Here is a 14,153-nt window from a genome sequence, read left to right on the forward strand (position 1 = left end):
ACGCGCGTTGAGCCGCCTGCGTCCGGCGGGCCCTGCGCACGAGTCGGTCCCTGCGCACGTGTCGGGGGCCGTTTACGCGGCGGGCCCTGTCCTGGTGTCGGGCTCTCCTCGTCGGACCCCGCACACGTGCCGGGATCCGTTCGTGCGAACGGGCCCCGGACGTGCGACGGCCCCCGCCGTGGTGCTGGGCGGGGGCCGTCGCCTACGTCCTAGGGCGTGTATGACGGATGCTGCCCGTCGCGAGCGGCGTTCCAGTGGTGGCCTCGCAAGGCCGAAGAAGGAAGCATCCTGGTGTGGCTGTTGACTGATGAGAACGCAGTGAGGGTGCCGCTGGGGCGTCGCGCAGCAGGGTGAGTGTCCGTCATACACGCCCTAGCGGTCCTCGACCTCGTCCTCCTCCGCGCCGAAGCCCAGCCCGTCGGCACACGGGTTGGAGGTGGCGTCGCGGCCCCCGCCGTTCAGGGAGTCCGGAGTCGCCTCGGCTGCCTCGCGGACCTCCTCGGCGTTCGTGTCCGCCGGAGTCGGCGAGGCGCCCGGCGGTTCCTGCGGGGCTCCGGCCTCGTCCGCGGGCAGCGGCGGCAGGGGACGCCCCTCGCGCACGGCGGAGAACAGGACCTCGGACTCCTCCGGGTACCACATGACCCGGTTGGGGTCGTAGGGCGCCTGGTACCAGGGGACGGTGTGGAACTCGATGTCGGACAGGTCCACGTCCGTCAGCGTCACCGCCACGCTCAGCATCTTGTTGAGCGTGAGCTCCTGGTCGGTGGCGCTGTGCTGGGCGACCGCCTCCAGGACCCCGTTGAGCTTCGAAGGGCTGGTGAGGACGTCGCTGCTGGTCACCTGGTCGGCCAGGGCCCCGAGGAACATCTGCTGGCGGTCGATGCGGCCGATGTCGCCGCCGTCGCCGATCTCGTAGCGGGCCCGGACGAAGGACAGGGCCTCGTCGCCGTCGAGCACCTGGTCACCCGCGTCGATGTCCAGGTGGGAGCGGCGGTCGCTCATGGGCTCGGGGATGCACATCCGCACGCCGCCGATGGCGTCGACCACGTCGCGGAAGCTCATGAAGCTCAGGTGTACGAAGTGGTCGACGCGGATCTCGGTCAGGCTCTCGATCGTGCGCACGACGCACGGAGGGCCGCCGTGGTACATGGCCGCGTTGATCATCCCGAAGTAGCCGGAGGTGCCCTCCGTCTGGGCGTAGGCGTCGCACTCGGGCAGCTGCACGAGCGAGTCGCGGGGGAAGCTGATCACCGACACCCGGTTGTCCGGGGAGATGTGCGCGAGCATGATCGAGTCCGAGCGCTCGCCCTCGAACTCCTGCGAGTAGGCCGTGCTCCCCTCCTCGTAGCCGTCGGAACCGATGAAGAGGATGTTGACGGCGTCGCTGAGACGGTCGGGGCGGTCGGCCTCGTCCAGGACGGACTCCAGGTCGTGCTGGACCATGCCCGCCCGCAGCGAGTGGTAGTAGCCGAAGGCGGTGGCGACTCCGGCGCCCAGAACCAGGACCAGGCTCGCGGCGACCCACAGGACCACTCGGCGCGCGCGCCGGCGTCGGGGCGCTGCGGCCGACGCGGAGGGTTCGGGCTTGGTGCCGGGCCCGTTACCCGCTTCGGCTCCGGTCGTGGCGGCGGCCGACACGGGGGTCTCAGGCTCGGTACCGGTGGGAGTCTCGCCCTCAGAAGGGGTCTCCGCTTCGGCGGCGGCCTCGGCCTCGGTGGGGACCTCGTCCTGAGAGGAGGCCTCGGGCTCGGTGGGTTCCTCGGCCTCGGAGGGAGCGTCCGCTTCCGGCTCGGGTCCCGCATCGGAGGTCGCCTCAACCTCGGCGGGAGCCTCCGGTTCGGCCTCGGGCTCGGCCACGGCCTCGGTGGGAGCCTCAACTTCGGCGGGCGTCTCCGCTTCAGTGTCGGGCTCGGCCACGGCCTCGGTGGGGACCTCGTCCTCGGTGGGAGCCTCCGCCTCCGGCTCGGCTCCCGCATCGGAGGTCGCCTCAACCTCGGCGGGAGCCTCCGGTTCGGTCTCGGGCTCGGCGTCCGCATCCGGCGGGCCGTCCGGGCCGTCCGGGGTGTCCTCGGCGCCGGGAACCGGTGTCGCTTCGTCGGCGGGATCCTCTTCCGGCGCGGGGCCGGAACCGGGCCGGTCGCCGGTGTCCTCCCCGCTCACGGCGTCGGTCCCGTCGTCGGACGGTCGGTCCGGCGTGTGGTCCTCGCCCGGGTCGGGCGGAAAGTTCTCGTCAGCGGGCATAGCGCAATCTCGATCAGGGCGGACGGCGGGGCGTGCCAACGGCCGGACACCAGGGGAACGCGCGTGTCCGAACCGGGGGAGTCCGGAGGGCACGAGGGGTACACACAGGGAAGACCACGGGTGGCGAGGGGGCCGACCGCGGGCACGGCGGGGGCACGGGGGACCTCGACCGCGCAGGCGGCGGAGACCGGACGTCGACTCCGGAATCCCCGCGTCGCAGTGATCCTAGGTGAAGTTCCGTCGGTGTGCGCGCTCGTGTTGTCCGCACACGCGTGTCCTGACCACAATTGCGGCGCACAAATCCTTGGTCGGTCGTCGTCCGTGGACGCTTCCGCCCCGATCCTCTCAGTAGACCCCCAACGAACACGCGTGACCCGCCGTGATCGAGCACGGCGGGTCACTGTGAGCGCGGGGGCGGGCATGGGGATCAGTCGTCCCAGAACCCGCTCGGCTTCTCGTCCTCTTCGGCGGTCGCGGTGCCGGTCCCGCCCTTGGCCGCGGGCTTGGCGGCGGTCTTGGTGCTGCTCTTGGTGGTCTTGCGCGCGGAGGCGGGCGCGGACTTGGCGGGCGTGTGCCGGGGCCGGGAGGTGACGGCGCTCTTGGCGATGGGCGGGTTGGGGCGCGGGGCCTCACCGGAGTGGATGCTCAGCGCCTCCTCCTCGATGCTCAGCATCTTACGGATCGCCGGGGGCGTCTCGGGCAGCCGTTCGGCGCGCAGGTGGGCCCCCAGGACCTCCAGGGCGTGGTCGCACAGCACCTGCCGGGCACGCTCGGCCTTGATGCCGCCGAGCTCCTCGACCTCGGGGAGCGTGCGCTCGCGCAGCAGCCGGATGGTGTCGCGGAGCCGGTCGCGCGTCTTGCGGTCGGTCATCGACATGACCGTCAGTTCCGCTTCGGCGAGGAAGCTCTCCGTGGGGTCGCTCGCGTCGCGCTCCGCGATGAACGCACTGGTCAGGCTGCGGGCCGAGGATCGCGAGGAGGCACGGATGTCGCCGCGCCGGATGATCCGGGCCTGGACGGCGGTCACGACCACGCTGGTGACGAGGCTGATGGCGGCGCCCAACAGGATCAGCAGTATCGGGTTTTCTGTGAGCACGGGGGACCTTTCCGGGCGGGGGTCCGCACGGGGTGCGGTCACGGGGGTGACGGGAGTGTGCGGGGTCGGGAACGGTGCTGGTGGACTATTCGCCACGAAGGGGGTGCTTGTCAAGTGCCATGACGGGGCCGACGCTCGTCGTGAACGGCGTCCGTGCAGGTCCGGGGCGGTATATCCGTGCCGCGGGGTCGGTCGGGGCGGCGCGCGGGGCAGGGGCCGGGATCGACGTGGGCGATGGCGGGTGACGGGCGGGCGGGCTGGGCGCGGAGCGCCTCGGTCGAGGGCGGTAGCCCACCTCCAGCGCAGCGCCCCTGGGGGCGATGGCGGATGACGGGCGGGAGGAGGGGCCAGGCCCTCCGTGGAGATCGTGCCCGGGGCGGTGGGGGTGACAAACCTTCCGTCCACAGGCTGTGGACGGAACGCGCCCCCGGAACCCGGACCGCCTGGGGACTCCTCCACCGCGCTCGGCCCGGGCCCCCGCGCTCGTGAGCGCGGGAACGGACGTCAGCCGGACAGGAGCTTGTTGACCGCTTCCGGGGAGAGGATCTCCTCGGTCACCAGTGTCGCGCAGCCGCGCACGCCCGCCTCGTCCCACAGGCTGCTGGGCACCACGCGCAACTGGCGGGTGGCCAGCGCGGTGCACTGCTGGAAGACCACCTCGCGCACGCCCGCGACCAGGTGGTCGTAGGCCTCCGACAGGTCTCCGCCCAGCACGATCACCTCGGGGTTGAGCAGGTTGACCGCGCCGGCGAGCGTCTCGCCCAGGCGTCGGCCCGCCTCGCGGATCAGGGTGACCGCCACCGCGTCGCCCTCACCCGCCAGGGACACCAGGTCCTTGAGGGCGGCGACCGGCCGCCCCTGTTCGGCGGCGCGCTCCAGGAGCCGGCGGCCCCCGGCCACCGCCTCCAGGCAGTCGGTGTTGCCGCAGCGGCACGGCAGGCCGCCGCCCCCGCGCACGGGGATGTGACCGAGTTCGCCGGCCGCGCCCAGAGCGCCCCGCAGCAGGTTCCCGCCGGAGAGCAGCCCGGCGCCGATCCCCGTGGAGACCTTGACGAAGACCATGTCGTCGGGGTGTCCGTGCCCTCCGGCGACGTGTTCCCCGAGCGCCATTACGTTCACGTCGTTGTCGACCATGACCGGCACGGGGAAGCGCTCGGCGATCAGCGGGGCCAGGGCGACGCCCGCCCACTTGCCCAGGAACGGCCGGTCCTCGGCGCGTCCGGCGTGGAACTCGACCGTGCCGGGCAGGCCGACCCCCACTCCGCGCACGTCGGCGGGGCCCCGGCCCAGGGCCGCGATCTGCTCGGACCAGGTGTCCAGCAGCCAGGGGACCGTGGCGTCGGGCCCCTGCTCCATGTCGGGTGAACCCGGCGTGCGGACCAGGACCGCGCCGTTGAGGTCGCACACGGCGGCCTGGCTGCGCACCATGCCCAGGGCGCTGGTGAGGACGAGCCCGCTCTCGGCGTTGAACTCCAGCAGGGTCGGCGGGCGCCCCCCGCTGGAGACCGCGCCGGTGCGCTCGACGACCAGGCCGCTCTCGATCAGTTCCGTGACACGCAGGGCGACGGACGGGCGGGAGAGCCCGGTCGCGCGGCCGATCTCCGACCTGCTCGTCGCGGTGCCGGTGCGGATCATCTCCAGGATGTGGCCGCTGGTCGCCGAGGAGGACAGGCGTCCCGGGGTTCTAGCCATGTCTCATTGAACCATTTCACCCGCGATGCGATGGGAAGCCTGAGAGGTTATGTAAAGAAGTGTTCTGAAGTGTGCTTGGTTTTTTACCATAGTCGGCCTTAGGCTCGAAAGAGGCCAAGGGGGGTCGAACCGGTGGTTCGCCTCTCACCTGCCACACGTCATCGTGGCGGTCGGCGTCGCACCCCCTCCCTCCCCGTCCGCATCACCGCAGGAGTAGCCGAGATGTCGCAGCAGTCCGTGTCCCGTCCCACCGACCTGGTGGTCTTCGGGGGTACCGGCGACCTGTCCATGCGTAAACTCCTCCCCTCCCTCTACCTCCTGGACCGCGACGGGCACCTGGACGGGAGAACCCGGGTCGTCGCGGTCTCCCGTGACGGCCTCACCGACGCCGACCTGCGCGACAAGGCCGCGGCGGCGGTCCGCGGACACCAGGCCGTGCAGGTGATCGAACCCGATGTGCTCAGCCGCTTCCTGGACCGCCTCTCCCACATCACCGTGGACGTCGGGGGCGACACCTCCGGCTGGGCCGACCTCGCGGCGGCGCTGTCGCCCGACCGCGACCGCGTCTTCTACCTCGCCGTGCCGCCGATGATCTCCGGCGGGATCTGCCGCGGCCTCAGCGACGCCGGGCTCGTCACCCCCGAGTCGCGCGTCGTCATGGAAAAGCCCCTGGGGCGCGACCTGGTCTCCTCCCAGGAGGTCAACGACGAGGTCGGCGCCATCTTCACCGAGCGGCAGATCTACCGGATCGACCACTACCTGGGGAAGGAGACGGTGCAGAACCTGCTCGTGCTGCGGTTCGCCAACGTCTTCCTCGAACCCCTGTGGAACTCCCGCTGGATCGACCACGTCCAGATCACCGCCGCCGAGACCGTCGGGGTGGGCGGGCGCCGCGGCTACTACGACGGTTCCGGCGCGATGCGGGACATGGTCCAGAACCACCTGCTGCAGCTGCTCTGCCTCACCGCCATGGAGCCCCCGGCCAGCTACGACCGCGACGCCGTGCGCGACGAGAAGCTCAAGGTCCTGCAGTCCCTGCGCCCCCTGTCCGGCGAGCGCGTCATCGAGGACACCGTGCGGGGCCAGTACGGAGGCGGCGTCATCCAGGGCACCGAGGTCTCGGGCTACCTCGACGAGGCCGGCGGTTCCCCGACGAGCACCACCGAGACCTTCGTGGCCCTGCGCGCCGAGGTCGCCAACTGGCGCTGGGCGGGCGTGCCGTTCTACCTGCGCACCGGCAAGCGGCTGGGCCACTCCCGCTCCGAGATCGTGATCCGCTTCCGCGAGGTCCCGCACACGATCTTCCCCGGGACCAACAGCCTCCCGGGTGCGGGCAGCCTCGTCATCAGCCTCCAGCCGGACGAGGGCATCCACCTGACCATGCTGGCCAAGACGCCGGGCGCGGGAGCGCTGCGGCTGCGGCCGGTCCCCCTGGAACTCAGCTTCGCCGACACCTTCGCCACCCGCTCTCCCGAGGCCTACGAGCGGCTGCTGATGGACGTGTTGGCGGGGGACTCCACCCTGTTCATGCGGCGCGACGAGGTCGAAGCCGCCTGGCGCTGGGTGGACCCCATCATCGAGGCCTGGAACGGCCTGAGCACCACTCCCGAGACCTATCCAGCCGGAAGCGCCGGCCCCGCGGGCGCCCACCGGCTCATCGGCCGTACCGGCCGGACGTGGCACGAAGAGGAGCAGCACCGATGACCGCGAACACCCCCGACGCCGGGGACGGAAGCACCGCCGCCGTCCACCCCGTCGTCGCCGACGTCACCCGACGCCTGGCCGAGCGCAGTGCCGCCACCCGCTCCGCCTACCTGGAGCGGATCGCCGCCGCCGCGAGCGAGGGCCCCGCGCGGGGCTCCCTCGGCTGCGCCAACCTCGCCCACGGCTTCGCCGCCTGCGGGGTCTCCGACAAGCTCGCGCTGGCGGGCGACGTGACCCCGAACCTGGCGATCGTCTCCTCCTACAACGACATGCTGTCCGCGCACCAGCCGCTGAAGAACTACCCCGAGACCATCAAGGCCGCGGTGTCCGAGGCGGGCGGTGTGGCCCAGTTCGCCGGCGGCGTGCCCGCCATGTGCGACGGCATCACGCAGGGTCGCGCGGGCATGGAGCTCTCGCTGTTCAGCCGGGACGTGATCGCCATGGCCACCGCCGTGGCGCTCTCCCACGACATGTTCGACGGCGCCCTCATGCTCGGCGTGTGCGACAAGATCGTGCCCGGCCTGCTCATCGGCGCGCTGTCCTTCGGCCACCTGCCGGTGGCCTTCGTGCCCGCCGGTCCGATGCCCTCCGGCCTGCCCAACAAGGACAAGGCGCGGGTGCGCCAGCAGTTCGCCGAGGGCAAGGTGGGGCGCCGCGAGCTGCTCCAGGCCGAGTCCGCCGCCTACCACTCGGCGGGTACGTGCACGTTCTACGGCACCGCCAACTCCAACCAGATGCTCATGGAGGTCATGGGCCTGCACCTGCCGGGCGCGAGCTTCGAGCAGCCGGGCACGCCCCTGCGCGAGGCCTTCACGGCCGAGGCCGGACGCCGCGTCCTGGGGCACACCGCCCTGGGGCAGCACTACACCCCGATCGGCGAACAGGTCGACGAGCGCGCGATCGTCAACGCCGTGGTCGCGCTGCTGGCCACCGGCGGCTCCACCAACCACACCCTGCACCTGGTGGCCATGGCCGCCGCCGCGGGGATCGAGCTCACCTGGGACGACTTCGCGAGCCTGTCCGATGTCGTGCCGCTGCTCACCCGCATGTACCCCAACGGCGCCGCGGACGTGAACCAGTTCCACGAGGCGGGCGGCATGGCCTACCTGATCGGCTCGCTGCTCGACGCCGGCCTGCTCCACGAGGACGTGCGTACCCTGATGGGCGAGGGGCTGTCGCGGTACCGGCTGGCCCCGCGCCTGGACGAGGGCGTGCTGAGCTGGGTGGACGAGGTCAAGGAGACCAGCGACACCAGTGTGCTGCGCGGTGTCGAGGACCCCTTCGCCAGCGACGGCGGTCTGCGCATGCTCTCGGGCAACCTGGGCCGCGCGGTCATCAAGGTCTCGGCCGTGGCGCCCGAACGGCACGTGGTGGAGGCCCCGGCCAAGGTGTTCGGTGACCAGTCCGAACTCCAGACGGCGTTCTCCGCCGGTGAGCTGACCGGCGACTTCGTCGCCGTGGTGCGCTTCCAGGGTCCGCAGGCCAACGGCATGCCCGAGCTGCACAAGCTCACCCCGCCGCTGGCGGTGCTCCAGGACCGGGGGCAGAGGGTCGCCCTGGTGACCGACGGACGCATGTCCGGCGCCTCGGGCAAGGTGCCCGCCGCCATCCACGTCTCCCCGGAGGCGAAGGCGGGCGGCCCGCTGGCGTTCGTGCGCGACGGGGACCTCATCCGGCTGGACGCGGCCAAGGGCACGCTGGAGGTGCTGGCCGACCTGAGCGGGCGCGAGCCCGCCCAGCCGACCGCGGACTCCTCCTTCGGCACCGGCCGCGAGCTGTTCGCGGCCATGCGCGGCTCGGTCGGCCCCGCGGAGAAGGGCGCCGGGGTCTTCCACCTCTGACCCGTCGCCCGCCACCGTCCACGGTGGCGCTGGGCGGCGGGTGGGCCACCGCCCGCCCGTCGCCCGGCATCGCCCCAGGGTGTGCGCTTCGCGCCCTGTGGGGCACCACCCTCAACCGAGGCGCTTCGCGCCCCAGCCCCGTCTTGTCCTGACCCATCCTGGAGAGCACGTATGACGACGACGCCCCGCTCTGGAGCGGACATCCTGGACCTCGCCCCGGTCATGCCGGTGGTCGTGGTCTCCGACGCCGAGACCGCGGTGCCGCTGGCCCGCGCCCTGGTGGCGGGCGGTCTGCCCGGCATCGAGGTCACCCTGCGGACCCCCGCCGCGCTCGAGGCGATCGAGCGCATCGCCGCCGAGGTGCCCGAGGCCGTCGTGGGCGCGGGCACCGTGGCCACCCCGGAGCAGGCGCGGGCGGCGGCGGAGGCGGGTTCCCGCTTCCTGGTCAGCCCCGGCTGCACCCCTGACCTGGCCCAGGGGATGGCCGACACCGGACTGCCCTTCCTGCCGGGTGTGGGCACGGTCTCCGAGGCCCTGGCGCTGCTGGAGCGCGGGATCACCGCGATGAAGTTCTTCCCGGCCGAGGCCGCGGGCGGGGTGCCGTTCCTGAAGTCGCTGGGCGGCCCGCTGCCGCAGGTGCGCTTCTGCCCGACCGGCGGGATCACGGCCGCGTCGGCGCCCACCTACCTGGCGCTGCCCAACGTCGGCTGCGTCGGCGGCAGTTGGCTGACCCCGACCGACCTGGTGTCGGCGGGCGCGTGGGACAAGGTCGAGGCGCTGGCCCGCGAGGCCGCGGCCCTGCGCGGCTGAGGTCCGACCCTGAACGGCCGTGCGCTCCCCGCGGGGAGCGCACGGCCGTTCGTGTGCCCGGGACCGGGCCGCGTTCCGGCCGCCTCCGGACACCGGGGGAGGGCGGGCGCGTCCGCTCCGCCCCTCAGTTCGAGGAGTCGCGGTCCAGGCGGTCGGTGTCGGCCGGGGGCAGCCCGAGCAGGCGCGGCGCGGTGAGACGGTCGATGTCCCGGCGTGCGTTGCGCAGTTCCCCCCCGGACCCGGTCCAGCTCCTTCTGCTTGGTCCAAGCGGCGCGGGCGACCTCCTCCACGGCCTTGTCGAGGGGGTCGAGGAGGGCCGAGGTCTCGGCGAGGCGCGCCTCGATCACGAGCCAGTCCGGCCGCCGCGCGGCCACGTCCAGCCGTTCGACGGCGGCGCGCAGACCGGCGGCCACAGGTGCGAGGGGCCTGGTCTCCTGCGCCTTCAGCGCGCGCTTGCCGACCTGTTCGGTCCGCCCGGCCAGGACCCGGCACTCATAGGGGAGCGATCGGCTGAGCTCCCTCACGCGGGCGAGGCGCTGTTCGGGGGCGGCCAGCTCCTCCTCCGCGCGCTCGTGCGCGTCGCGCGCCTCGGCGACGGCACGCTCGCCCCGGTGGACGTCCCGCGCGGCCAGGGCCTCGCCGGCCTCACCGGCGAGGAGACCGGCCCTGTCCAGCGCGCGGGATCCCGCCGCCACCCGCTCGGCGATCCCCTCCGCGTTCGAGGGGGCGTGGTGGTCGAGCAGTTCGGACAGGGCCGCCTCCGCCGCCACGCGCCGCCCGGTCAGGCGCTCCTGGTCCGCGCGCAGGCCGGCCGTGCCCGCGGCCAGGGTCTCCTGGCGGCGGCGGAGCGACCGCAGGGCGTCGCGGGCGGCGGTGAGCTCGTCGACCAGTGTCGACAACGGGCCCACGGCGGCGATGAGACGGCGTTCCGCGACCAGGGAGCGGACCTGGGCGAGGCGTTCGGCCGCGGTGCCGAGGACGCGGGTCTCCCCGGTCACCACGAAACCCTCGTCGCGGCCGGCCTCCGCCACCTCCGTCACCTCGCCGACCAGGTCCTCGGCCTCGCGCGTCCGCTGCGGGATCCGGCCGGTGTCGGCGACCACCGCAGACAGGCGCGCCTCGTGCTCGTCGAGCCGCGGCAGGTACGTCCGCACGTCCTGTTCCAGTTCCCGCCAGGCGCGGTCGGCGTCGGCGAGCCTCGACGGCCGGAAGCCGAACCGTCCTTCGTCGGCCGTCCGGCTGAGCTCGTTGTGGAGGCGGATGAGTTCGTCGGCCCGGCGCAGGTCGTCCTCGGCCGTACCGAGGGTCTGCGCGGCCTCCTCCGGCGCGTGCCCGCCCCGCACGAGCGCGATGTCGCGCGTCAGCGTCTCGTGGACGCGCAGGAGCCCGGCACCGGGTTCGTCGAGTTGTTCCCTGGCCCGGGTGATCCGGGCGAGCAGGAGGCGGCGTTCGGATACGAACTGGGCGTGGAAGGGCCAGCACGCGGCCACGAGCACGACGCAGAGGAGGAGTAGTAAGAGCAGCATCCGAACAAGCTCCCGGTGTCGGTTCCTTCTCCCTTGGGCGCGCCGACCGCGAGGAAGGTTCCGCGTACTTCCCGCCGGATGCCGTCAGGCGGTGCCGTTCTCGGCCGCGCGGGCCTCCACCAGGACCTGGATCCCGTCCAGCACCCGCTCCAGACCGAACGCGAACTCGTGGTCGGGGGCGTAGACGGTCTGATGGGCGGCGCCCACGGCACCGCCCACCCGGGAGGCCAGCGGGTAGTCCTCTTCGTTGATGAGGGCCGACAGCAGGGGGTCGTAGGTGCGCCACCACTGCTCGACGTCCATCCCCGACTCCCGCTCGGCCTCGGTCAGGGCCAGGGTCTGCCGGGCGGTGCTCTCCACGTAGCCGTTGACGAGGCTGACCGTGGAGTCCATCTCGATCTCGGTGAGGCCGAGCCCGTCCACGGCGGCCAGCTCGCGGTCGTACTTGGCGATGCAGTGCGGACCCAGCAGGCGCATGGTGACGGTCTGCAGGATCCACGGGTGGCTCATGTACAGCCGGCGGTTGGCGTGGGCGACCTCGGTCAGCCGGTCGCGCCAGTGCTCCGGCGGCTCGGCCTCGTACATGTTCGCGTAGGCGGCGTCGACCATGAGGTCGATGAGCTCGCCCTTGCCGGGAACGTAGGTGTACAGCGACATCGTGCCCACGCCCAGGCGGTCGGCGACCCGGCGCATGGACAGCGCGCCCAGCCCTTCGGCGTCGGCCAGCTCCGAGGCGGCGGCCACGATCCGGTCGACGCTCAGGTCCGGTTTGTGCCGACGGCTGGTCGGCTCCCCCCGGCGCCACAGCAGGGCCATGCTGCGGGCGGGATCGCTGGGCTTGTTGCGCTGCGTGGACATGGGCCGTCCTGGTCGTGGGCCGTGGCGGTACGCGTCAGTGTACGTCGGAGCGGTCCGGTCCGCCCTGAAGGGGACCGGACCGCCCTGCGCACACGGGATGGCGGGTCAGTCCTCCAGGTGGCGGAACCGGTGGACGCACAGCGGGGCGAACACCGCCGTGATCAGCAGCGGCCACACGACGGCCATGAGGACGGCGTTCTGCGCGATCCAGGAGTCCCCGCCCCAGCCAGGGTTGCCGAAGAGCTCCCGGGCGGCGGCGACGGTGGACGACATCGGGTTCCAGTCCGCCATCGTGCCCAGCCACACGGGCATGGTGGCGGTCGCGACGAAGGCGTTGGACAGGAAGCCCAGCGGGAACTCCAGGGTCTGCACGGTCGTGACCACGGAGTCGCCCTTCACCAGGAGCCCGAGGTAGATCCCGACCCAGACCAGGGCGAACCGCAGGAGGAGCAGCAGGCCCAGCGCGGCCAGCGTCGACCCGGCCCCGCCGTGCCACTCCCAGCCGACGAGGAGGCCGGAACCGACCAGGACGGCGAGGGTCACCGCGGACTTGAGCATGTCGGCGGCGCAGCGGCCGACGACCACCGCCGACGGCGCCATCGGCATCGAGCGGAAGCGGTCGGTGACTCCGCGGGAGGTGTCGTTGACGACGGCGGTCACCGTCTCGCCCAGGCCGAAGACCATGGTCATGGCGAACATGCCCGGGATCATGAACTCGCGGTAGTCCCCGCCGCCGGGCACGGTCATCCCGCCGCCGAAGAGGTAGCCGAAGATCAGCACCATCAGGATCGGGAAGAGCAGCCCGGCGACGAGCGCCCCGGGTCGGCGCAGCCAGTGGGTGACGTCGCGGCGCGTGACGGTCCAGCCGTCGGCCACCGCCCACGCGAGCCGGGCGGCCCCGGTGGGCGGTCCGGTCGGTACGGCGGTGTGCGGGTCGGGTGCGATCGCGGTGGTGCTCATCGGTGCGCGGCCTCCTCGGTCTCGTCCTCACGGTCACCGGTCAGGTGCAGGAAGACCTCGTCCAGCGTGGGTCGGCGCAGGGCGACGTCGGCCACCCCCACGCCCTTCTCCTCCAGCGCGCGTACGACCCCGGTCAGGGCCGACACGCGGTCCGCCGCGCCGACGCCGAAGGTCAGGGTCGGGTGCGAAGCGCTGTGGTCGGCGGCGGTGTCCTCTTCCTCCGCGCTCTGCCCCGGTGCCGGGCGACGGCCGGGCGGGCGTTCGCCGTCGCCGACCACCACGGGGCCGCCGACCAGTTCCTCGACCAGTCGGACGGACTCGGCCAGCCGTCCGGCGTCGTCCAGGACCACGTCGATCCGGTCGCCGCCCAGGCGACCCTTGAGCTGTTCCGGGCCGCCCTCGGCGATCACCCGACCGGCGTCGATCACCGACACCTCGTCGGCGAGCTGGTCCGCCTCCTCCAGGTACTGGGTGGTGAGCAGCACCGTGGTGCCGTCGGCGACGAGCCGGCGGACGGCCGACCACACCTCGCCGCGCCCGCGCGGGTCCAGGCCCACGGTGGGCTCGTCCAGGAAGAGCACGGGCGGGGACAGGATCAGGCTCGCCGCCAGGTCCAGCCTGCGGCGCATGCCACCGGAGTAGCCGCTGACCGGCTTGGTTCCGGTGTCCTGGAGGCCGAAGCGCTCCAGGAGCTCCTCGGCCCGGCGGCGGGCCGGGCGGGTGCCGAGGTGGTAGAGGCGGCCGAACATCTCCAGGTTCTGGCGTCCGCTGAGGACCTCGTCCACGGCGGCGTGCTGGCCGACCAGACCGATCCGGTACCGGACCTGGGCCGCCTCGGCGGCCACGTCGTACCCGGCGACGCGGACGGTCCCCTCGTCGGCGCGCAGAAGGGTGGTGAGGATCCGCACGGCCGTGGTCTTGCCCGCGCCGTTGGGCCCGAGCAGCCCGTGCACGCTGCCGGCGGCCACGTCCAGGTCGAATCCGCGCAGGGCCCAGGACCTGCCGTACCTCTTGCCCACGCCCCGCGCGCTGATGGCGGCCGGTGTGTGCGTCATGGCGCCTCCCTCGGTGTCGTACGCCGTACAGTACAGCGTACGGGAGACTGGAACGCAAGGGTCCGCGGAGATATTCCGTACAACGTACGAGAGTTGGTTCCGCCTGGTTCCGTGGGACGCGGGCGCGCCGGCGCCCCGAGGGCCTGGCGGAGGCGGTGGGGGAGGGGCGCGCGTGCGGGAGGGGCCCTGGGTCGGGTCAGGGTCGGGCGCGGGGCGCGGGCGGGGCGGAGGGGCCCTGGGCCGGGACGCGGGGCAGGGGAGGAGGAAACCTGGGCAGGAGGGGGTTCCGACGGGCCCGGAGGCGGGGCGGGTCACGCGCGAAGGGCAGGGGGCGGGGCCGGGGCCGGGGCCGAGAGTTCGGCCGGGTGGG

At 73.0% G+C, this 14,153-nt stretch carries 9 protein-coding genes; 3 read left to right on the forward strand and 6 right to left on the reverse strand.

The features are described 5' to 3' along the window. Nucleotides 1-372 precede the first annotated feature (372 nt). The 3 genes from DFP74_RS12230 to DFP74_RS12240 form a co-directional block, all read right to left on the reverse strand. Nucleotides 373-2,241, reverse strand: a complete 1,869-nt coding sequence (locus DFP74_RS12230; RefSeq protein ID WP_121181810.1) for an LCP family protein — start codon at nt 2,239-2,241, stop codon at nt 373-375. Between the two features lie 427 nt (nt 2,242-2,668). Continuing rightward, nucleotides 2,669-3,337, reverse strand: a complete 669-nt coding sequence (locus DFP74_RS12235; RefSeq protein WP_121181811.1) for a hypothetical protein — start codon at nt 3,335-3,337, stop codon at nt 2,669-2,671. A gap of 504 nt (nt 3,338-3,841) precedes the next feature. After that, on the reverse strand, nt 3,842-5,029 hold the full coding sequence (locus DFP74_RS12240) for an ROK family transcriptional regulator (RefSeq protein WP_121181812.1): 1,188 nt from the start codon (nt 5,027-5,029) through the stop codon (nt 3,842-3,844). 222 nt (nt 5,030-5,251) lie between these two features. On the opposite strand from DFP74_RS12240, the gene zwf reads away from it, so the two are divergent. The 3 genes from zwf to eda all read left to right on the forward strand — a co-directional run bounded on the left by zwf (nt 5,252) and on the right by eda (nt 9,384). After that, nucleotides 5,252-6,733: a glucose-6-phosphate dehydrogenase gene (gene zwf / locus DFP74_RS12245; protein ID WP_121181813.1), complete on the forward strand. Its 1,482-nt coding sequence runs from the start codon at nt 5,252-5,254 to the stop codon at nt 6,731-6,733. After that, nucleotides 6,730-8,574, forward strand: coding sequence for a phosphogluconate dehydratase (gene edd / locus DFP74_RS12250; protein WP_121181814.1), 1,845 nt, complete (start codon nt 6,730-6,732; stop codon nt 8,572-8,574). The genes zwf and edd overlap by 4 nt, the downstream gene beginning before the upstream one ends. A 171-nt stretch (nt 8,575-8,745) precedes the next feature. Continuing rightward, entirely contained in the window at nt 8,746-9,384 is a 639-nt protein-coding gene (eda, locus tag DFP74_RS12255; protein ID WP_121181815.1) for a bifunctional 4-hydroxy-2-oxoglutarate aldolase/2-dehydro-3-deoxy-phosphogluconate aldolase, read from the forward strand. A gap of 1,610 nt (nt 9,385-10,994) precedes the next feature. On the opposite strand, the gene DFP74_RS12265 is transcribed toward eda, so the two are convergent. The 3 genes from DFP74_RS12265 to DFP74_RS12275 all read right to left on the reverse strand — a co-directional run bounded on the left by DFP74_RS12265 (nt 10,995) and on the right by DFP74_RS12275 (nt 13,783). Continuing rightward, a complete protein-coding gene (locus tag DFP74_RS12265; RefSeq protein WP_121181817.1) occupies nt 10,995-11,768 on the reverse strand; it encodes a TetR/AcrR family transcriptional regulator in 774 nt (257 codons plus the stop codon). 105 nt (nt 11,769-11,873) lie between these two features. Then, nucleotides 11,874-12,728, reverse strand: coding sequence for an ABC transporter permease (locus DFP74_RS12270; RefSeq protein ID WP_121181818.1), 855 nt, complete (start codon nt 12,726-12,728; stop codon nt 11,874-11,876). Next, nucleotides 12,725-13,783, reverse strand: coding sequence for an ATP-binding cassette domain-containing protein (locus DFP74_RS12275; protein WP_121181819.1), 1,059 nt, complete (start codon nt 13,781-13,783; stop codon nt 12,725-12,727). The genes DFP74_RS12270 and DFP74_RS12275 overlap by 4 nt, the downstream gene beginning before the upstream one ends. Nucleotides 13,784-14,153: the final 370 nt, after the last annotated feature.

The organism is Nocardiopsis sp. Huas11, from assembly GCF_003634495.1.
Lineage (GTDB): Bacteria > Actinomycetota > Actinomycetes > Streptosporangiales > Streptosporangiaceae > Nocardiopsis.

Excerpts from the sequence above, each read along its gene's own strand:
- zwf (WP_121181813.1), top strand. The coding sequence starts at position 5,252 with ATGTCGCAGCAGTCCGTGTCCCGTCCCACCGACCTGGTGGTCTTCGGG.
- DFP74_RS12240 (WP_121181812.1), bottom strand. The coding sequence starts at position 5,029 with ATGGCTAGAACCCCGGGACGCCTGTCCTCCTCGGCGACCAGCGGCCAC.
- DFP74_RS12230 (WP_121181810.1), bottom strand. The coding sequence starts at position 2,241 with ATGCCCGCTGACGAGAACTTTCCGCCCGACCCGGGCGAGGACCACACG.
- DFP74_RS12265 (WP_121181817.1), bottom strand. The coding sequence starts at position 11,768 with ATGTCCACGCAGCGCAACAAGCCCAGCGATCCCGCCCGCAGCATGGCC.
- eda (WP_121181815.1), top strand. The coding sequence starts at position 8,746 with ATGACGACGACGCCCCGCTCTGGAGCGGACATCCTGGACCTCGCCCCG.
- edd (WP_121181814.1), top strand. The coding sequence starts at position 6,730 with ATGACCGCGAACACCCCCGACGCCGGGGACGGAAGCACCGCCGCCGTC.
- DFP74_RS12270 (WP_121181818.1), bottom strand. The coding sequence starts at position 12,728 with ATGAGCACCACCGCGATCGCACCCGACCCGCACACCGCCGTACCGACC.
- DFP74_RS12275 (WP_121181819.1), bottom strand. The coding sequence starts at position 13,783 with ATGACGCACACACCGGCCGCCATCAGCGCGCGGGGCGTGGGCAAGAGG.